Source organism: Sandaracinaceae bacterium (genome assembly GCA_020633055.1).
GTDB lineage: Bacteria > Myxococcota_A > Polyangia > Polyangiales > Houyiibacteriaceae > JADJJE01.
This window is the reverse complement of the sequence record JACKEJ010000006.1, coordinates 31603-51609: the sequence shown is the minus strand read 5'-3', so window position 1 is coordinate 51609 and position 20007 is coordinate 31603. Positions and strand designations below refer to the sequence as shown.

Below are 20007 nucleotides of genomic sequence, written 5' to 3'. Positions count from 1 at the left end.
CTCTCTCATGCGGCGCTCCGACGCGTCGCCCAGCCCACCTCGAGCGCGCACACGAGCAGCAGCGCGAGGGCGAAGAGAGGGTGCAGCGCCCGCTCGACGTCCAGCGCGGAAGGCGTGGGCGCCTCGACGCCCCCTTCTCCGCGCGACGCCTCCGTGGCGGCGACGACCGACCGCGGGCGGAGGTCGCTGGCCTCGGCGCGCAACAGGTGGCGGAGCGCGACCTGCGTATGGCCCGCGACGTCCACTACGAAGGGTCCCGCGAGCGGCGGGACGGGCAGGATGGCCACACCGGCCCGCGACGTGGCGCGCAGCGTGCTGCCGTCTGGGGCGAGCGCGCTCACCTCGCTCCCCGGCGGCGCCGGGACGCGCAGCGGCATCCCGACCTCACCCGCTGGGATACCTCCCTCTGACCGGAGCGCCCGCGCTTGCTCGATGAGGTTGCGAAAGAAGATGACGAACCCCGGTGTTCGGGCCCAGCTGCCGCCGTCGGGGTCCACGGACACGACGGTGATGTCGGGACCGCTCCGTGGGATGACGCCGATGGCGGCGCCGACGGTGGTGTGCACCAGGGGGCGGGCGCCGTCGCCCAACGCGCGCACCTCGGCGAGCTCCACATCCGTGAGCCCCACGAAGCGCAAGAGGGGGTCATCCTCTTGCCAGCGGGTGACCTGCGCCCCACTGGCTCGAGCGCCGAGCGTCACACCGAACACGTCGGCGCCGCTCGGGCGAACGACGAGCACGGGAGCGTCCGCTTCCGGGACGCTGGGAAGGTCCCCCGTGTAGACGACGAGGCCCTCGAGCCTCCCGGCGGCGTCGCGCGGTTCGGCACCGCCCGACGAGGCACGGCGCGCGAGGCGCACGAGGTCCGTCTGGAACAGCTCGACGTCGGGGTCGAGCCCCAGCACGCGCTCGACGACGCGCGGCGCTTCCCCCACCAAGAAGACGGGGAGGCGCGAGCGGCCTGGGCTGGGGAGCCACACCTCGTCGTCCAGCGCGAGCGCGTCGGGCTGGTCGGCAGAGAGCTTGACCCGCACGAACGGCGCGCGGCCGTGGGCGTCTGGAGGCAGAGACGCGCGCAGCACGACCTGGGACGGCTCGTCCGGCGAGACCACCACGCGCTGGGACGCGAGCACGCGTTCCTCGGACGTGCCGCGCTCGACCGCCTCGCGCGGGTCGTAGCTGGCAGACGCCGTCACGAAGACCTCCTGCGGCACCGCACCAAAATGGGCGACGCGGACGAAGATCTCGACGGCGTCTCGTGCGTCCTCGGACGCTCGCGCGTCGGGGCGCGCGTCCGCCGCGACAATCCCCGTGTTGGCCCTCGAGTCTCGTCGCGCGTCGCCCGTCTCGGCGAGGACCGAGGTGACACGCACGGGCACGTGCAAGCCGCGGACGTCGATGGGTGCGTCCTGAGCGAGGTCCGTGAGGAGCACCACCTCGCTTCCGGACGGCGCGTCCGCCAGGCGCTCAGCTGCCAGGTCCAACGCAGCCCCGAGATCGGCGACCGCGCAGCCCACTCGTAGACCTTCCACCGCGCGCACCAACGCGGCGCGGTCGCTGGTCAGGGGGCTCAGCAGCGTCGCTGAGGTGCCGGCCGCGACGACCAGCGCCCGACTCCCGGGCGGGAGGTTCTGCGCGCGCTGCTGCACCAGCCGGCGCGCGCGCTCGAGCGGCGCGTCACGTCCGTCCTGCCCCGGGCCGTGGGCTCCCATGCTGAGAGACGTGTCCACGACGAACGCGACGTGGGCCCCCTCGGGTACACGCGCAGCGCCGGAGGGGCGCGCGAGCGAGAGCGCACCGAGGACGACGGCCAACGCCTGTAGCAGCAACGACAAGTGCGGCACGAGGCGACGGAAGGGCCTCTCGGCGCGGAGGTCGCGCAGCGCGGACTCCCACAGCAACGTGGAGGCCACGACGCGTCGCTCGCGGCGCCGCCGCAGCACGTAGAGGAGCACCAGCGGCACGAGCAGCGAGAGCCACGCCAACTGCGCGGGCGCAGCGAAGGTCACGAGGCGCTCCGCAGGTAGCGCATGAGCGCGTCCTCGAAGGCGGCATCCGGGACGAGCACGTAACGCACGCCTCGTCTGCGGCAGTAGTCGCGCGCACCAGCGAGGAACGCCTCGAGCCGGCCACGGTAGGCGCGGAGCGCGCGCTCGTCGAGCGTGACCGCCACCTCGGCTCCGGTCTCGGCGTCGACCAACGAGAGGTCCCCTCCGAGCGGAGGCGATAGCTCCGCGGCGTCCATCACGTGGAAGAGCGCGACCTCGAAGCGCGCGGCAAGCAGGCGGTCGATGGCGCGCTCGTATCCGCCGCGATCGAGCAGGTCGGTCAACAGCACCACCAAGCCAGCGCGGGGGCGTTGCGCCAGGAAGCGCTCGACTGACGCGTAGAGGTCGGTCCCTCCTTGCGGCGTGAGGGAGACTAGGTAGCGCATCAGCGCGCCGACCTTGCGGCGACCGCGCATGGCCTCGAGAGGACGCCCCAGCGAGGCGGCATAGGGCTGCACCGAGACCCGCTCGCTCCCGAGGAGTCCCAGGTAGCCGAGGGCGGCCGCGACGCGCCGAGCCACCTCCAGCTTGGACGGGTCACCCACGCTCAACGAGGCCGAGGTGTCGAGCAAGAGGTAGACGTGGATGTCCTCCTCGGCGGAGTAGAGCCGCAGCACCAGCTCGTCCAGGCGCGCGTAGGCGTTCCAGTCGATGCGCCGGATGTCGTCCCCCGCCGCATACGGGCGGTGATCGGCAAACTCCACCGACGATCCGCGGCGCACCGACACACGGCTCCCGCCAGCGCTCCCGGCGTAGCGCCGGCCGACCAAGAGGCGCAGCTTGCCGAGACGCGCGAGGAACGCGGGGTCGAGCAGCGCGCTGTCGGAGTCGGTCACTCGCCTGCCTCGGCAGGCGCACGCGTCTGTGCCACATCGTCCGTTGCCTGGGGCTCGCTCGCCGACGGTTCCGACGCCGGGCTCTCGAGCGCTGCGCGCGAGGCGGCCACCTGCTCGATGATTTCGCGCGTGCGACGGGCCGCGCTGACGTACAGGGCCAGCGCGAGCGTGGCGTACACCGCCGCAAAGAAGCCGAGCATCCACAGGTCTCCGGTGCGTCGACTCGCGACCATCACGGCGCCCGAGAGGGGCGCGAGGGGGGACAGGCTGAGCACGAGCGGGATGTGACGGTCGAGGTCGTCGAACACGCGGGGGTCGAGGATGATCGCGGTCATCGACGGTAGGACGACCAGCGCTGCCACGGTCCCGAGGAGCACCGCGCGCGCCGTGCCGCCGCTGCGCGTGCGGATGCGCACGAGCGTCCCGAGCGCGAGCAGGAAGCACGCAAAGATCGCCATGCTCGCGCCGACCACGGCGAACCCCAGCACGTCGTCCGCCCGAGCGTGGCCCGTGTATCCGCTCACGACGGCGAACACGCCCACCATCAGCGCGGTGGCGGCCAGCGTGAACCACACGCCGAAACGCATGGTCGGACGCGCCCCAGGGCCGAACGTGCGACGCAGCGACTCACGCAGCGCTCCGCCCTTCGCGCGGGCCGAGCGCGGCGGCAGCGGCGGCTCGTTCACGAAGATGTTCACGTAGACGTAGAGGGCCACGAAGAAGAAGCCGAGGATGAGCGCGAACACGTCGCGAACGTCGTGGCTCGGCGCCAAGCCGGAGGCGACGGAGACCAGCACGAGCGGGCACACCATCGACGCGAGCGCCCACACCTTGAGCGGCGTCGAGCGGTCCTCGGCGGCGGGGCGCACGCCCGCGATGGCGGACGCGACGAAGAACCACACGCACGTGACCACGGCGCAGAGCGGCAGCACACCCACGGCGAAGAACGTGTCCAGCGAAAGACCGCGCTCGACGAGCACCTCGGCGAACCAGAACGGGCCCGGACCGTCGATGTCCCAGGTGGACCGCATCTCCTCGCCGAAGATCGTGAACCCGATGAACCCGAAGAAGACGACGAGCGGCCACGTGCCCAACACGACCAAGATGGCCAGACGCGAGGTGGGCACGTGCGCCGAGACCGACACGCCGTAGGCCACGGCGGGCAGCAGCAAGACGAGCACGGACGCGAAGGCCACGAGAACGTAGCTCGGCGCGACACCCCCGAAGAGGAACACCACCCCGCCGATGGGGGAGAGCGCGACAAGCACGAGGGCCAGGGACGCGTAGGCCGCCCAGAGCTTGCCCACCACGATGCGCGCGGGGTCCATGCCGGTCAGCAGCAGCGACTCGTACGTGAGCCCCTCGCGCTCGCTGGTGATGCTGGACGCTCCGTAGATGGGGCCGACCACGCTCAGCACCATGACGCAGAGCGAGAAGAACGACTGGTAGATGACGCGCCCCGCCTCGGCGGGGGAGATGCGCCCATCGACGATGGTCGCGCCGATCAGCAGCACCAGCGCGCCGATGGCGAAGGCGCTCAGATACAGGAAGCGGACATAGAGCTTGGTGCGGAAGACGGAGCGCAGCTCCTTCACCACGATGGGGTTCGGGTCGTCGAACGCGCCGCGCAGGCGCTTCAAGAAACCGTTCATTGGAGCTCTCCTCGGGTGACCTCGAGGAAGAGCTGCTCCAGGTCGTCACGCTCGGGCTCGACGCGCACCACCCGTAGGCCCGTACGCACGGCTGCCTCGACGACGTCGGCGACGACGTGCTCCTCCCCCTGGTAGGCCACGCGCAGGTCGCCCTCGGGGCTCCGGTCGACGGCCACCACTCCGGGCACGGAGCGCAGCGCGTCGAGGTGCTCCGCGGCCAGCGCGCCCGCCGCGCGCAGCATGCGCATGCGGAGGACCCGCTGCGGCTCGGCTTGGCGGTCGAGGGAGCTGACCGCGCCGATGGGCCCCGCCGCCCGCACGCGCCCCGCTTCGAGGACCACCACCGACGTCACCATGTCGCTCAGCTCGGTCAGGATGTGGCTCGAGAGGATGATGGTCTTGCCCATCCCGCGCAGCTGCTCGATCAGGTCGCGCATCTCGATGCGCGCGCGGGGGTCGAGGCCGTTGGCGGGCTCGTCGAAGATGAGCACCTTCGGATCGTTCAGCAGCGTACGCGCGATGCACAGGCGCTGCTTCATGCCCTTGCTCATGCTGGACACCATCCGGTCGCGCAGCTTGCCGAGGTCCGTCAGCTCCATCACCGCGTCCATGGTGCGTGTTCGCGACTCGCGTGGGAGCCCATAGGCCGCCGCGAAGAACTCGAGGTACTCGCGGACGGTGGTCCGCTCGTAGACGCCGAAGCCATCCGGCATGAATCCGATGGTGCGGCGCACACGCGCCGGATCCTCCATCACGTCCACGCCATCGATGAGGATGCGTCCGTAGTGAGGCTCGAGCAGGGTGGCGAGCATGCGCAACGTGGTCGTCTTGCCTGCGCCGTTGGGACCGATGAAGCCGAGCACCTCGTTGGCGCCCACGGTGAACGAGACGTCGCTGAGGACGTGCAGCTGCCCGAAGAAGTGCGAGACATGCTCGACGCGGACCATGCTCACGGGGCGCCCTCCTGCGCGGCGGGGTCCAGCACGGCGCCGTTCCAGCCGAACGGGTCACTGCCCTCGTCCGTGCCGGCCTGCGGATCGGGCCGCGTGCTGGGCGCGTGCGCAAGCGGGTTGGCCGCGACGAACACGAACCGATGCTCCCAGTCGAGCTCGAAGCCCTCGGCGCTGGGGCCCTCGCCGGACGCCTCCAGCACGGCCCACACGCCCTCGCGCGAGGCCGCCTCACGGATGACCGACAGCGCACCGCGCAACGCGACGGAGGCGTCACGGGGCAGTCCCATCGCGTTCGCCATACGCTCCACCTCGGGCGAGTCACCACGCGGCATCCGCAGCTCCCACTCCGAGAGCACCGCGATCGGGGCGCCGGACGTCGTGGCGGTCCCCCCCGGGGCGACGTCTCCCAGCACGTGAACGTCGCCCGCCGGACCGACGTACACCGCGCCACGCAGCACGTCCGTCCCTTGGTTCACGGCGCTCGCTCGCGCGCCGTCCACGTGGAGCAGGACACGGAGCGCGTCCCCCGTGTCCACGGGGGTCTGCTCCTGCGCGACGACGGTCTCCCACAGGCCACTACGCACGTCGGTCAGCCGATTGCCGACACCCGTCGGCACGGACACGGGGCCCCGCCCGCCGCCGCCGCGTTCGAGCAACGTGACCCGCGTCCCGTCACGCGGCGTGAGATCGAAGGTGGTCGGACGTGTCAGGTAGTAGCCGAGGTAGCGCGTGCGCACCCCACGCGCCTCCCCGCTCATCAGCTCCACGACCTCCACGCTGCGATAGCGCCGGAACACACCCTTGCTGAGGTACGCCGCACCCGCCATCACGAACAGGCAGGACAGCGCGATGATCGGCGTCGTCACCAGCGCGAGGGTGGGCTTCCCGCGTTGTGACACGAAGTGGAAGTTGAGCGGTCCGACCGCGAAGACGTACAGCAGCAGCAGGATCGCGACGGCGCCCAGCGCAGGGCGGAACGACTCGTTCGGGTCGAGGGCGGTCCGCAAGGCGGCGCTGTCGTCGGGCACGCCCCCGAGGACGTGATGGGGCCGAGCTCCCCGGGATAGATGCACGACCATCGCGCGGAGCACCTGCGCCGTGGCGTTTGGGTCCGCCTGGGCGGCGTTGGCGTCCCAGGCCAGCATGAACGCGGTCCCGAAGCCCAGGGGGCGCGAGAGGCCGAACGGCTCGACCAGCGCGCGTGCGTCTCCATGCATCTCCAGCTGCCGAGCAGTGTCCCAAGCTGCACCTGACCCTGCATCCGGTTCGGGCGCCACGGCGAGCTCGGCGCAGCGCACCTGACCCATGAGCTCGCGGACGATCGGGAGCGCGCAGTCTTCCGACCGGTGGGGCACGAGGATGATCCGCGCACCCGCTTGGACGTGCTCGACGAGCGCGCGCCGCGCGACGCCCTCCAGTCGCTCCAGCGCCGCGATGGTGGCGAAGACCACTGGGAAGTTGGACCACCCCGCCGCCTCGTCGGGCACGAGAGGGTCCCCGCTCTCGGGGTCGAACGTGACCTCGCCCATGGCGAGCGGTCTGTGGTAACCCGCCGGCGCGGGCATGCCCGAGGCCGTCAGGAGCAACTGGGCGCGCATGCGCGGTGGGTCGGCCAGGATGGCCACGGCCGGCCCCGCGTGCAGCTCGGCCGAGACGCTCTCGGTGGTAGCGGGTTGGTCCACGGGTCGGTAGACGAGCTCGAAGCGCTCGGTGTTTCCGGTGACGCGCATGACGACCCGCAGCGTGCGTGACGCCCGTGGTTCCAGGTCCACGTGGGTGCGCAGGGTCTCCCCGGGCTCGCGCCAACCATACGGCGTGATGAGCAGCTCACCCCGCATCGCGCGCGGCGTGTGATTCGTCAGCGACACGCGCAAGGGCGTGGTCCCTGGGGCACCCAGGCCGTCCACGTTGAACAGCGGCGTGACACCGAGCGAGACCGCGCGAGCGACGGCGGCGTCCTCCTGGGCCTGGACGCTCGCGGAACCGAAGCTCCACACCAGCACGGCCAACGCGAGCCCGCAGACAAGTCGGAGGAGCAGGCGCGTGCCCGCGGCGAAACACGGAGAGCGTCGTTGGTCCAGCCTCACCCCGCGATCCCCGCGACGGCCTCGGAGGTGGTCGGGACCTCCAGCAAGAGCCGAGCGAGGATGGCGTCCGTGCTCACCCCGTCCGCGTCGGCCTCGAAGTTGGGGATGAGCCGGTGCCGCAGCGCTGGCGCGATCACCCGCTGGACGTCCGCGAGCGACACATGGGCACGCCCGGCCATCAGCGCCACGACCTTCGCCGCGAGCAGCACGCTCTGCGCGCCGCGCACTCCCGCTCCATAGCGCAACCAGCTCTTCGCGGCCGGTGCGGCGACGTCGGCTTCTGGGTCCGACATGCGCACGAAGCGCGCGACGTAGCGCGCCACGGGGGAGGCCACCTGCACGCTCCGCACGAGCGCGCGCTGGCGCTCGATGCGCGCTCCGTCGAGCACCACGGGCACCGCGTCCGTCACGTTCCCGGTAGTGCGGTTCAGGATGTCCACCAGGGTGTCCTCGTCCGGCTGTGGAACGAGCACCTTGAACAGAAATCGGTCGAGCTGCGCCTCGGGGAGCGGATACGTGCCCTCCATCTCGATGGGGTTCTCGGTGGCGAGGACGAAGAAGGGCGCCTCGAGGGCATGACGCGCACCCGCGATCGTCACGCTCTGCTCCGCCATCGCCTCGAGCAGGGCGCTCTGCGTCTTGGGCGTGGCGCGGTTGATCTCGTCGGCCAGGACGAGCTGCCCGAAGATCGGTCCGCGCTGCAGCTCGAAGCGCTTTCGGCCGTGTTCGTCCTCCACCACCATCTGCGTCCCGACGATGTCGGCGGGCATGAGGTCCGGCGTGAACTGGATGCGCGCGAAGCGCAGCGCCATGGCCTCGGCGAGGGTGCGCACGAGCAGGGTCTTGCCGAGCCCAGGCGCTCCCTCGAGGAGCACGTGCCCCCCCGCGAACAGGCAGATCAGCACCTCCTCCACGACGGGCGCTTGACCCACGATCACGCGCGCCACGGCGTCGCGCAAGCGCGCCACGTCCTCACCGAAGTGGTCCAGCTCGTCTTGTCCGGGGAGCCCACTCTCACTCATCGATCACCTCCGAAGAACTCGCGTACGTGGTCTTGGTATTCGCGTGGGATGGGGTCGCGCGTCACGCCCTGTCCACCTTCGCCCGCGACGGCGGGGCCGCCACCGATCGCCTCGCCGGCCGTGGCGTCGCTGCCACGTGGGTCGACCCACTCGACCCATGAACGCGACGGAGCACCGGCGCGACGCGCGGGGCGGACGCGCCCGAGGAGCTCCGCGTCGGCGTCGAGGGCGTCGGTCTCTCCCCCCTCGACGCCTGCGCCGCCGCCTCGTCCAGGTCCTCCCGTTCCGCCGCGCGTTCCCTCACCATCGTGCGAGCCACCGCCCTGACCCTGGCCCTGACCTTGACCCTGGCCCTGGCCCTGGCCAGGACCCTGACCAGCGCCGCCGGCGGCCTGACGTGCGACCGGGATCCCAGCCCCCGCACCACGTGCGGGCGAGCCGGACGACTCTCCCGCCGCGCCCCCAGCACCCGCCTGCTGCTGCATCCGATCGAGCGCCGCGAGCGCGTCACGCAGCTGCTGCTCCAGCTCGTCGGCCGTCGGGGGCTGCGCGGCCGCGGCCGCCTCTGCCGCGGCCTGATTGTTCTCTGCCTCCTGCGCCTGCGCGAGGGCGCTCCCGAGGCGCTCGCGCTCCTCCGGAGTCAGCCGCTGCCACGCCTCGGCCATGGCGTCTACCATCGCCTGGGTCAGGCCCTCCGCGTCCCCGTCGCGCGCCAGGCGCTCCAGCTGCCGCCCGAGCGCTGCGCGCTGTGCCTCGGGCATCGCCTCGGCCAGCTGCCGCGCGAGGTCAGCCTGCTGAGCGCGTCGGTCGAGCGTGTCACGCTGGCGCAGCAGGCCGTCGGCCAGCTCGTCGTCTCCTGCTGCCCTGGCCGCGTCGGCTGCCTGGGTCAGGGCGGCGCGGGCTCTCTCTCGGTCCGCAGCCTCACGTCGGCCAGCGGCCCGTTGCGCTTCACGGGCGAGCGACTCGAGGTCGCGCTCGGCCACCGCGCGGGCCAGCTCCGGCTCGGCGGCCAGCGCTTCTGCGGCGGCGTCACGCGCGCGGCGGCGCTCGGGGGTCTCCGCACGTCGCGCACGCGCGACCTCCTCGCGCACCCGCCCGAGGGCGTCTAGCGCCTCTCGCCGCGGCATTCCTTGTTCCAACCTCGCACGAAGCGTCTCTGCCTCGACCGCGGCACGCTCGAGCTGCGCGCGCTGCGCCTCGTCGCGGGCGGCGCGGGGGAGCTCCGTCACGCGCGTCAGCGCTGGGGTCGACGTCATGGTGATGGATTCGGTCCCTGGCGGCGGAGGAGGGACGGCCGGCACCGGCACCACGAAGGCCGCCGCGAGCGCCGCCGCGCAGAACAGGAGGCCGATCCACTCGCCACGCCAGATGTTCGGACGCACGTCCGCCGCCGTCTTGCCCGCCAGCGCGGCGCGAGCGCTCGCGCGGGTGCGCTCGTGCGCCCCGCCTTCCACAGCCGCCACCAGCGCCAGCTCTGCGCCGAGCCGTTGGTCCACGTAGCTCACCAGATCGAGCGGGGCCTCGCGGCGCGACGCGGCTCGCTGGAGTGCCGCCACCAAGGCGATCCCCACCCCGACCAGGACGTAGCCACGAGGGGCCCGAGGCTGCGACAGCGCCAGCAGCACCCCCGCCGTCCCAGCGGGGATGGCCCACGTCGCGAAGGTCCGCACGAACGTCCGGAGGCGGACGGCGCGCTGCACGGAGGCGAGCAAGTGGGGGAGCTGGTCCATGGGGGCGATACCCGGTGCGAGCCCGCGGTCTTGGGCTCACAGAAGGAACGTCCGCATTCGACCACACCTTCCCCGCGCGCCGAAAGCCCTTCCCTCCGGGGTCAGTCTGCCGCGGTGGCGGCGGGGGGCGCGCTGGAGGTGGTGTCACCGACGCCGCCGTCCGCCGGCGGCCGCGTGTCGGCGGGAGCCGCCTGGGGCGCGAAACGGCGTATGTGAGCGACGAGGGCGCGCAGGCCATCGGCAGGGATGCGGTCGCCGAAGGCTGGCATCATCCCTCGGCCGAGGGAGATGATCGACAGCAGCTCGTCGTCGGTGCGGCTCGCCTGCCACGTCGCAGACGCGAAGTCCGGGAGGCGCATGACGGGCGCGCGCTCGGGGCCGTCGCCGTGTCCCGCGGGTCCATGGCACCCCGCGCAAGCCACCAAGAACACCGAGCGCGCCGTACGCTCCTCGGAGCTGAGACCGTCGTCCACCTGCGCTGCTGGGGTCTGCCCCGTAGGCACGCTCCCTGGCGCATGGGCGTGGTCCTCGGCCGTCCAGGTCCGCGTCGCGGGCGGCGTCTGGTCGCACGCCGCCAGCGTCAGACCCAGCAGCGCACCCCACGGTGCCATGAAACGGCTCCGACTCATTGGGAGTCCTTCAGCGCGGCCAAGAGCGGCGCGATGAGCTCACGCTTCAGCTTGAACCCCGCGCGGTTGGCCACGACCACGGACGACACGTCGGCGACCTGCTCGAGTGGAACGAGCCCGTTCTGGCGGAGCGTCTCCCCCGTCTCCACGAGGTCCACGATGACGTCGGCCAGTCCCGTCAGCGGCGCCAGCTCGACCGAGCCCTGGCAGAAGATGGTCTCCACGGGGAGTCCCAGCTGCCGGAAGTGACGCATGGCGATGTTGGGGAACTTGGTCGCGACACGCAGCGTGCGGCCGTTGCCCCCCGCGACGGGGTAGCTCCCCGGTACGCCACACACCATCATCTTGCAGCGACCGATGCCCAGGTCGATGGGGGCGTAGAGATCGTATTCGCGCTCCAGCAGGACGTCGCGGCCCACGACCCCGACGTCCGCCGCGCCGTACTCCACGTACGTGGGTACGTCGTCCGGCTTGAGCAACAAGAAGCTGACGCCCCGCCGTTTGTCGCGTCGGATGAGCTGACGCGAGTCCTCGGTGAGCGCGGTGGTGTCGATCCCGGCACGCTGGAAGCGCGGGACCAGCTGCTTCAGCACGCGCCCCTTCGGCACGGCGATGATGAGGTTGTCCTCGGGCGAACGCTGCATCACGGCCATCTCAGGCGTCTCCTTGCACGCGCTCGATCGTGGCCCCCAGCCCGGCCAACTTGCGCTCGATGTGCTCGTAGCCTCGGTCCAGGTGGTAGACGCGGCGCACCATGGTGGTGCCCTCCGCGATCAACCCGGCGATGACCAAGCTGGCGCTGGCGCGCAGGTCCGTCGCCATCACCTCCGCGCCGCTGAGTCGTGGGACCCCGTCCACCGTGGCGGTGCGACCGTGCACGTCGATGGTCGCGCCCATGCGGTTCAACTCGGGGACGTGCATGAAGCGGTTCTCGAAGATGGTCTCGGTGATCTGGCTGCGGCCCGCGGCACGGCACATGAGCACCATGAACTGCGCCTGCATGTCGGTGGGGAAACCCGGGTGCGGCTGTGTCGTGATGTCGGCGGAGCGCAGCGGCCCGTTGGCTACGACGCGGATCCCCGTGCCTTCGCGCTCGATGGCCACGCCGGCGCGGCGCATCTTGGCCGAGAGGGCCTCCAGGTCCTCCAGCGAAGCCCCCTCCACCAGCACATCGCCATAGGTTGCGGCCGCGGCGACCATGTAGGTCCCCGCCTCGATCCGGTCCGGCATGATGGCGTGGTCGACAGGCGAGAGGCTCTCGCGGCCCTCGATGACGATCACGTCCGTTCCCGCCCCCTCGATGCTGGCGCCCATCTTGTTCAGGACGCGCGCCAGCTCCTCCACCTCCGGCTCACGCGCCGCGTTCACCAGGGTGGTGCGCCCGCTGGCCAGGACAGCCGCGCTCATCAGGTTCTCGGTCCCCGTGACCGTCGGCATGTCCAGGTAGATCTCGGCGCCGCGCAGCCGCCCGCTGGGGACCTCCACGTGTACGTAGCCGTGCGACAGGCGGATGTCCGCCCCCATCGCCTCGAGGCCCTTGAGGTGCTGGTCGATGGGGCGCGCGCCGATCGCGCACCCGCCCGGCAACGAGACGCTCGCGCGGCCGTAGCGGGCCACGAGCGGCCCGAGCACGAGCACCGAGGCGCGCATCTTCTTGACCTGCTCGTAGGGCGCGGTGGGGTCCACCACAGGCGTCGCGTTCACGATCACGCGTCCATCCTCGAAACGCGCGTCCTGACCGAGCTGGCGCAAGAGGGCGCACATGGAGTGCACGTCCCGCAGGTCGGGGACGTTGCGGAAGACGTGCTCTCCATCGGCCAGGAGCGCCGTGCACAAGATGGGGAGCGCCGCATTCTTGGCGCCGCTGATGCGCACCGTGCCCGAGAGACGCGCGCCACCTACGATGCGGATATTGTCCACGGGGGCCTGCTTACGCCACCCCACCCCAGGCCGCAAGAGCCGGCCGCGAGGCGGGCGCCCAGAGAGGCGAACCGTTCTTGACGTCACCGACCACCCGCGTGAGCCTGCCGCGATGGCGACCTCTCCGACGATCCTGGCTGTCAACGGAACGATCTCTCACGATGCATCCGTCACGGTCGTCCACCGCGGAGAGCTGTTCGCCGTGGAGTGCGAGCGCCTGGACCGCCTGAAGAAGTCCGGAGGACACCGTTACACGGTCGAGCGCACGGAGTCCGGACTGGTCTATCGCTTGACGGCCTACGGGGACGTCACCGCGGCGATCGCGTATTGCCTCGATCTGGCGGGCGTGACCCAGGTGGACCACATCGTTCACTTGGCCGAGTGGAAGTTCATCGTGGGACTTCGCCTCCACCAGTACCTCGCCCCCGGCGGCAAGATCCAGCGCTTCCCCTCCCATCACCTCGCGCACGCTTGCAGCGCGTTCTACTACTCACCGTTCGAGGAAGCGGCGGTGCTGGTCGTGGACGGCTCTGGGAGCGACGGCGGGACCCCGGCCATGGTGCTGCAGTCGTCGTACTTCTTCGGCGGCCGCACCATCCGCGTCGTTCGCCGCACGCTCAACACGGACGCTCACCAACTCGGAATCGGCCTCAACTACTGGCTCCACACCATGCTGACGGGCCACGAGGAGGGATCCATCATGGGGCTGTCGTCGTACGGCGACCCCAAGCGCTTCCCGCAGTCGATGCTGCACGAAGCGGGGGGACACATCTACGTCGACCCGACACGTCTGCGGGGCAGGGTCTCCACCAACGGCGACGGCGCCGACGCGAGCACGCTCCTGGACCACTACGGGCTCAGCGCAGAAGAAGCCAGAGACGCGCGCCACAACATCGAGCGAGGCGTATTGGCAGATGTCGCGGCGCGATTGCAGGAGGAGACCGAGGACCGCTTGGTGCAGCTCGCCCAAGAGCTGTACGACGAGACCCAGTGCAAGCAGCTGTGCTTCGCGGGCGGCGTCGCGCTGAACAGCGTCGCGAACCACAAGCTGCTGGAGCGCACCCCTTTCGAGCGCATCTTCGTGCAGCCTGCGGCGCACGACGGGGGCATCAGCCTGGGCCTCGCGTTGTTCACCCACCATCACCTGCACGGAGCGCCGCGCCAACCGAGGCACCACGTCTCGCTCGGGAGGGAGTACACGAACGCGGAGGTCGAGTCCGTGTTGCGCCAGCACGCCGACCACCTGCGTTGGGAGCGCGTGGAAGACCCCGCGCTCGCGGCCGCCGAGCTGATCGCCAACGAGGCGATCGTCGCGTGGTTCCAAGGGCGCATGGAGTTCGGCCCGCGGGCGCTGGGCAACCGCTCGATCCTCGCGCACCCCGGGAGCGACGCCATGCGGGACCGCGTGAACGACGTGAAGACGCGGGAGCGATGGCGCCCGCTGGCCCCCGCGGTGCTCGCCGAAGCGCTGCCACACTACTTCGAGATGCTGGACACCAACGCCTACATGTTGCTCGTGGCGCGGGCGACCGAGCGCGCGCGACGCGAGGCCCCCGCCGTGGTGCACGTGGATGGCACGGCGCGCCCACAAGCCGTCACGGAAGCGGGGAACCCGCGACTGCACGCCCTACTCCGCGCCTTCGAGGCCCGGTCGGGCGTGCCGATGGTCCTGAACACATCGCTCAACTCGAAGGGCGAGCCGCTGATCGAGAACCCAGAGCAGGCGGTGTTCTTCCTCCTGCGCAGTGGCGTCGACGCCCTGGTCATCGGGGACTTCGTCGTCCGCCGCGACCCTACCTCCCCGCTGCGGCCCCACGTCCAGGTCATCCGGCCGAGCGAGTCCGCCCAGCACGCCGATCTCTCGGCGCTGCGCGACGCCTTGAACGCGTCGTCGAGGGGAGCGTACGTGCAGCGGATCGAGCAGCACGGCGACACGTTCCTCGCGACCGTGACCGCGGGACTGACCCAGCACAACCGTGTCCTCGAGCTCGCGTTCGAGGTCGAGGGAGGGCGCGTGGTGCGCGTGATCAACACGAAGCGCCGAGCGCCGCTGAACGACAAGTTCCTGCCACTCGTCAGCCAGCTGCTGGCCGCGCTCGAACAGCAGCTCGCGACCCCGTCGACGCCACGTCCTCGCCCATGACGCCGACCCAGCCCGCGCCGACGCCTGACGCGTGTTGGCCACCCCGCCCCGACGTACGTGCGACCATCGGCGCCCAGGCGCCGAGGCGCGGCGCACGTGCGACGTCACACCAAGGACCAGAGACCGGGGGCCGGGGGCCAGGGACGGAGCGCCCGCGGCTCGCTCCCGTGCTCATGCTGCAAGGGACGGCCTCCGACGTCGGCAAGAGCCTGCTGGCGACGGCGCTCTGTCGCGCGTTCGCCCGCGAGGGCCGCCACGTGGCGCCGTTCAAAGCGCAGAACATGTCGCTCAACGCCTACGTCACGCCGGCTGGCGAGGAGATTGGCTCGGCGCAGGGCTTCCAGGCGGAGGCCGCGGGGGTGGTGCCCAGCGCCCTGATGAACCCGCTGCTCATCAAGCCGATGCCCGGCGGCACGGCGCAGCTCATCGTGGCGGGGCGCGCGGCGGGCGCGTACGACTACACGCGCGTCCGGAGCGCCCGCGAGGAGCACGCGGCGCTGGTGGCGCGCTCCCTGACCACGCTCCGGGAGACGCACGATCTGGTCATCGCGGAGGGTGCGGGGAGCTGCGCCGAGATCAACCTGCGCGCGTGGGACCTGGCCAACATGCACGTCGCTCAGCTGAGCGACGCGGCCGTGCTGCTGGTGGGCGACATCGACAAGGGCGGGGTCTACGCGTCCCTCCTTGGCGCCCTGTCGCTGTTGTCCGACGCGGATCGGCGACACGTGCGCGGTTTCATCATCAACAAGTTCCGAGGTGACCCGAGCGGACTGCGCCTCGCGAACGACGAGCTCGAGCGCCGCAGCGGCCTGCCGCTCCTGGGCGTGGTGCCGCACCTCGCGTCCCATGGCCTCCCCGAGGAAGACGCGGCCAGCCTGGACAGTGCCGGAACGACGCGCCGTGGCACGATGGAGGAGCTGGAGCTCGCCGTGGTGCGCACACCGGCTCTCTCGAACTTCGACGAGCTGCGCGCCCTGGCCGACGAACCGGGCGTGCTGCTGCGCTTCATCGACAACCCGCGCGAAGTGCACGGCGCAGATCTGGTGATCCTGGCCGGGAGCCGGGCGACGCTGAGCGACTTGCGCTGGCTCCGTGAGCGCGGCTTCGACCGAGCGCTCGCGCTGCGGGCCGTGCGCGGAGAGCCCGTGTTGGGGGTATGTGGTGGGTGCCAGATGCTCGCGGAGCGCATCCACGACCATGCCGGGGTCGAAGCCTCCGGGGGCTCGACCGAGGGCCTCGGGCTGCTGCCCCTCGAGGTGCATTTTGCGCCCGAGAAGCGCCTGGCACGCGTCGAGGCGCGCAGCGAACACCCCCTGCTGCGCGGACCTCTGCTCTCGGGGTACTTCATGCACCACGGGCGCGCGGTACCCACGCACGAGCGCGTCGCGCCGCTCTTGTGGATCACGGGCGGCCCAGAGGGGGAGCGCGACGGCGCGGTCGCAGGGTCCGTGTTGGGCACGATGATGCACGGCTTGTTCGAGGCGCCCGAGGTCCGACGACGCGTGGTCCACCACCTGCGCTCGCTGCGGGGCGAGGAGCCCACAGCTGGCGTCACGAGCGCCTCCGCCGACGAAGGCACCCCGCTGCGCCATCCCCGCGACAGGGTGTACGACGCGCTCGCCGCCCAGGTGTGCGCGGCGCTCGACATGCCGCGGCTGCGTGCGATGGTGCCGAGGCCATGAGTGACACACCCACCCCCGAGCAGACCGAAGAGCAGCGCAACGCCGAGCACAACGCGAAGATGGCGGAGCTGAAGCGCATCCAGGACGCCGAGGTACGCAGCAAGAAGGAGCGGCGCGGGCTGACGCTGGTGCACACGGGCGACGGCAAGGGCAAGAGCACGGCCGCCTTCGGGCTGGCCCTGCGCGCGGCTGGCAACGGCTTCCGCGTGTGCGTCGTGCAGTTCACCAAGGGCACCTGGAAGACGGGCGAGGGCGTGCTGCTCAAGACCCTCCCGGGGGTGGACCACTTCATCGTGGGCGACGGATTCACCTGGAACACCCAGGACCGCGCCGCAGACGTCGCGTCGGCGAAAGCCGGCTGGCAGGTGTGCGTGGACGCCATCGAGGCCAGCCGTGGCCCCGACCCCAAGTACCACCTGATCATCATGGACGAGCTCAACATCGTCCTGCGCTACGATTACCTGCCCATCGAGCCGGTGGTCGAGGCCGTGCGCAACAAGCCGCGCGACCTGCACCTGTGCATCACGGGGCGCGACGCAAAACCCGAGCTGATCGAGGTGGCCGACACGGTGACCGAGTTCAAGAAGGTCAAGCACGCCTACGAGGCTGGCGTGCGCGCCATGCGCGGCATCGAGTTCTGAGCCGCATTTCACCCGGCCGTCACGCCCCGTGTGGTAGACAAGCGGGCGTGAGCGCGCCGCGCACGAGCCCCGACACCGAGCCCCCCAGCCTGCCCCACGACCCTACGCCCCTCTCGCGCGTGCTCGCGCGGGTGAGCGCCTCGCGCGCCGCAGGGGGGCCGACGCCGGTCGTGGTGTTCGACCTCGACGCCACGCTGTACGACAACCGCCCGCGCACCCTCGCCATCGTCCGCGAGTTTGCTGCAACCGTCCCTGCGAGTGAGGCCGGCCTTCGTGAGCGCCTCGACACGCTCACCCTCGACCACATGCGCTACCTCGTCGCCGACGCCCTCGAGTTGGTGGGCGTCACGGACCCGAGCGTGGTGAAGCGCGTCACGTCGTTCTGGTGGGCGCGCTTCTTTCGCGACCGCTACATCAAGCACGACGTTCCAGCCCCCGGTGCCGTGGCGTTCGCGCAGGCTTGCTACGACGCGGGCGCGAACCTGGTGTACCTGACGGGCCGCGACCTCCCGGGGATGCTCACTGGGACGGTGAAGAAGCTGCGCGACGACGCCTTCCCGTACGCGGTGGCGGGCACGCAGGTCATCCTCAAGCCCACCAAGAAGGCCTCCGACGACGCGTTCAAGCGCGCCGTGCTGCCCACGCTCACCCGCCTGGGCGCGCCCGTGGCGTTCTTCGACAACGAGCCCGCCAACTGCAACGCCGCGCGTGAGCTGCTGCCAGACGCCGACGTGATCTGGCTGGACACGCAGTGCGTGCCGAACCCCCCGCCGCTGGCCGAGGGCATCCCCATGGTGCGCCACTTCGAGGGCTTCCGGTGAGCACCGCGGCGCCCGCGCACGCGGACGCGTTCCGCCGCCGACGCTTCATGAACTGGTTCCCGCTCGGCGTCTCGTACGCCTTGCTCTACATGGGGCGCTACAACCTCACCGTCGCCAAGACGAACCTCGGTCAACTGATGACCAAGGAGGACTTCGGGCTCATCTTCGCGGCCGGAACGGTGGTCTACGCGCTGGCGTTCTTGGTGAACGGTCCGCTGGTGGACCGCGTCGGGGGGCGGCGCGGCATGCTCATCGGGCTCGCGGGTTCGTTCGTGGCGAACGTCGCGATGGGCGCGTACCTGCACCACGTGCTGCGCAGCGCGGACCCCACGGCCGCCCCGCTGCGTGCGGTGTTCTCCGTGCTGTACGCGGTGAACATGTACTTCCAGAGCTATGGCGCGGTGTCCATCGTGAAGGTGAACGCCCACTGGTTCCACGTGAGCGAGCGCGGGGGCTTCTCCGGCATCTTCGGCACGATGATCGCCAGCGGCATCTTCCTCGCGTTCACCGTGAACGGGTGGCTGCTCGACCTCGCCGAGACGCACTTCCCCGGGTCGGGCACGGCCGAGCGCGCGTGGGTCGTGTTCGCAGTCCCCGGGGCGCTGCTGGGCCTGGCGTGGGTCGCGGAGCTCCTGCTGCTGCGCGACCGACCGAGCCAGGCGGGGCACGCGGACTTCGACACCGGCGACGCGTCGAGCGGGGACGACGACGCCCCCGTCCCGACCGCGCTGCTCTTCCGGCGCATCCTGACCAACCCGGTGATCCTGACGGTGGCGCTCATCGAGTTCTGCACCGGCGTGGTGCGCAACGGCGTGATGCACTGGTTCCCCATCTACGCGAGCGAGATCTGGGTGCTGCCGCGGACACACGTGCTGCGGCTCGGGCAGTGGGAGCACCTGGGCGTGGTCGTCGCCTGCTTCGCGGCCGCCGCCGTGTCCGGCGTGCTCGCGGCGCGCGCCGATGGTCGACGACGCGGGGCGCTCGCCGTGTTCTCGGGGCTCGCGTTCCTTGCGCCGTTCTTCCAGGCCGGCTGGGGTGGCCTCCTGATGATCGCGGGCGTGCTGGGCGGGAACGTCGCTGGCTGGGTGTCGGACCTGCTGTTCCAGAGTCGGCGCGGTCCGGCCGCGGCGGGCATGTACGCGCTGCTGTGCGGGCTGACGCTGGGCATGACGCTCACGCTGGCCGTGCCCGGCACGACCGTGGCCAGCGCCGGTCCAGCGTCGGGGTTGGTCGCGGGTGACCAAGTGCTCGCCATCGCGGGGCGCGACGAGCTCGGCACCTGGTCCGACGTCCGCGCCGCCGTGGCCTGCTTCGAGCCCGTGTGTCGTGACAGCCGCTGGGACCCCGAGCGCTGCGAATGCCGCAGCGCGCCAGCCGGACGGGTCGCGCCCATCGACGCGGAGAGCCCCCTGCCCCACCGGGCCATCCCCGCGCGGGTGCTGCGCGACGGTGCGACGCTGGAGCTGCAGTTGACCGACCCGCGCCCCGAACACCGAGCCGGGGACCTGCGGCTGCTGGACGCTCGGCCGGAGCTCCCGCTGAGTCCGCTGTGGCTGGGGACGTTGGTGTTCCTGATGAGCCTGTGCGTGATCGGGACGCACGGCTTGCTGTCCGGCACCGCCACCATGGACTTCGGTGGCCGCAAGGGCGCCGCCACCGCGGTCGGCGTGATCGACGGCTTCGTGTACCTGGGCACCGCATTGCAGTCGGTGTGCCTGGGGTACCTCACGAGCAACAGCTGGACGTACTGGCCGTGGTTCTTGCTCCCCTTCGCGCTCATCGGCTTCGGCCTGTGCTTGCGCATCTGGCACGCCAAGCCGGGGCGCGCCGCCGCTCACTGAGC

15 protein-coding genes are annotated in these 20007 nt (G+C 71.3%); 5 read left to right on the top strand and 10 right to left on the bottom strand.

Annotation, left to right across the window (positions count from 1 at the left end; genetic code table 11):
* Positions 1-5: 5 nt before the first annotated feature.
* The 10 genes from H6726_09655 to murA all read right to left on the bottom strand — a co-directional run bounded on the left by H6726_09655 (position 6) and on the right by murA (position 12877).
* Entirely contained in the window at positions 6-2009 is a 2004-nt protein-coding gene (locus tag H6726_09655; GenBank protein MCB9657899.1) for a VWA domain-containing protein, read from the bottom strand.
* Positions 2006-2884, bottom strand: coding sequence for a DUF58 domain-containing protein (locus tag H6726_09650; GenBank protein MCB9657898.1), 879 nt, complete (start codon positions 2882-2884; stop codon positions 2006-2008). Before H6726_09650 ends, H6726_09655 begins: the two co-directional genes overlap by 4 nt.
* Positions 2881-4536: a hypothetical protein gene (locus tag H6726_09645; GenBank protein ID MCB9657897.1), complete on the bottom strand. Its 1656-nt coding sequence runs from the start codon at positions 4534-4536 to the stop codon at positions 2881-2883. Before H6726_09645 ends, H6726_09650 begins: the two co-directional genes overlap by 4 nt.
* Complete coding sequence (locus H6726_09640; GenBank protein MCB9657896.1) at positions 4533-5489, bottom strand: ABC transporter ATP-binding protein; 957 nt, start codon at positions 5487-5489, stop codon at positions 4533-4535. Before H6726_09640 ends, H6726_09645 begins: the two co-directional genes overlap by 4 nt.
* The gene (locus H6726_09635; GenBank protein MCB9657895.1) at positions 5486-7576 is read right to left on the bottom strand and encodes a hypothetical protein; all 2091 of its coding nucleotides are present in this window, start codon (positions 7574-7576) and stop codon (positions 5486-5488) included. Before H6726_09635 ends, H6726_09640 begins: the two co-directional genes overlap by 4 nt.
* The gene (locus H6726_09630) at positions 7573-8598 is read right to left on the bottom strand and encodes an AAA family ATPase (GenBank protein ID MCB9657894.1); all 1026 of its coding nucleotides are present in this window, start codon (positions 8596-8598) and stop codon (positions 7573-7575) included. The genes H6726_09635 and H6726_09630 overlap by 4 nt, the downstream gene beginning before the upstream one ends.
* Positions 8595-10328 (bottom strand): hypothetical protein, encoded by a 1734-nt coding sequence (locus H6726_09625; protein ID MCB9657893.1) that lies wholly within the window; start codon positions 10326-10328, stop codon positions 8595-8597. Before H6726_09625 ends, H6726_09630 begins: the two co-directional genes overlap by 4 nt.
* A 101-nt stretch (positions 10329-10429) precedes the next feature.
* A complete protein-coding gene (locus tag H6726_09620) occupies positions 10430-10939 on the bottom strand; it encodes a cytochrome c (protein MCB9657892.1) in 510 nt (169 codons plus the stop codon).
* A gap of 14 nt (positions 10940-10953) precedes the next feature.
* Positions 10954-11610 (bottom strand): ATP phosphoribosyltransferase, encoded by a 657-nt coding sequence (locus tag H6726_09615; protein ID MCB9657891.1) that lies wholly within the window; start codon positions 11608-11610, stop codon positions 10954-10956.
* Position 11611: 1 nt separating this feature from the next.
* Entirely contained in the window at positions 11612-12877 is a 1266-nt protein-coding gene (gene murA / locus H6726_09610) for a UDP-N-acetylglucosamine 1-carboxyvinyltransferase (protein MCB9657890.1), read from the bottom strand.
* Positions 12878-12989: 112 nt separating this feature from the next.
* Between murA and H6726_09605 the strand changes: the two genes are divergently transcribed.
* The 5 genes from H6726_09605 to H6726_09585 all read left to right on the top strand — a co-directional run bounded on the left by H6726_09605 (position 12990) and on the right by H6726_09585 (position 20005).
* The gene (locus H6726_09605) at positions 12990-15020 is read left to right on the top strand and encodes a hypothetical protein (GenBank protein MCB9657889.1); all 2031 of its coding nucleotides are present in this window, start codon (positions 12990-12992) and stop codon (positions 15018-15020) included.
* Between the two features lie 173 nt (positions 15021-15193).
* A complete protein-coding gene (locus H6726_09600; GenBank protein MCB9657888.1) occupies positions 15194-16702 on the top strand; it encodes a cobyric acid synthase in 1509 nt (502 codons plus the stop codon).
* Positions 16699-17343: a cob(I)yrinic acid a,c-diamide adenosyltransferase gene (gene cobO / locus H6726_09595; GenBank protein MCB9657887.1), complete on the top strand. Its 645-nt coding sequence runs from the start codon at positions 16699-16701 to the stop codon at positions 17341-17343. Before H6726_09600 ends, cobO begins: the two co-directional genes overlap by 4 nt.
* Before the next feature lie 47 nt (positions 17344-17390).
* Positions 17391-18164, top strand: a complete 774-nt coding sequence (locus H6726_09590) for a haloacid dehalogenase-like hydrolase (protein ID MCB9657886.1) — start codon at positions 17391-17393, stop codon at positions 18162-18164.
* Positions 18161-20005, top strand: a complete 1845-nt coding sequence (locus H6726_09585) for an MFS transporter (protein MCB9657885.1) — start codon at positions 18161-18163, stop codon at positions 20003-20005. The genes H6726_09590 and H6726_09585 overlap by 4 nt, the downstream gene beginning before the upstream one ends.
* The last annotated feature ends 2 nt before the right edge of the window (positions 20006-20007 follow it).

Coding starts and splice junctions, on each gene's coding strand:
- H6726_09645 (MCB9657897.1), bottom strand. CDS start 4,536: ATGAACGGTTTCTTGAAGCGCCTGCGCGGCGCGTTCGACGACCCGAAC.
- H6726_09630 (MCB9657894.1), bottom strand. CDS start 8,598: ATGAGTGAGAGTGGGCTCCCCGGACAAGACGAGCTGGACCACTTCGGT.
- H6726_09625 (MCB9657893.1), bottom strand. CDS start 10,328: ATGGACCAGCTCCCCCACTTGCTCGCCTCCGTGCAGCGCGCCGTCCGC.
- H6726_09620 (MCB9657892.1), bottom strand. CDS start 10,939: ATGGCACCGTGGGGTGCGCTGCTGGGTCTGACGCTGGCGGCGTGCGAC.
- H6726_09615 (MCB9657891.1), bottom strand. CDS start 11,610: ATGGCCGTGATGCAGCGTTCGCCCGAGGACAACCTCATCATCGCCGTG.
- H6726_09605 (MCB9657889.1), top strand. CDS start 12,990: ATGGCGACCTCTCCGACGATCCTGGCTGTCAACGGAACGATCTCTCAC.
- H6726_09600 (MCB9657888.1), top strand. CDS start 15,194: ATGCTGCAAGGGACGGCCTCCGACGTCGGCAAGAGCCTGCTGGCGACG.
- cobO (MCB9657887.1), top strand. CDS start 16,699: ATGAGTGACACACCCACCCCCGAGCAGACCGAAGAGCAGCGCAACGCC.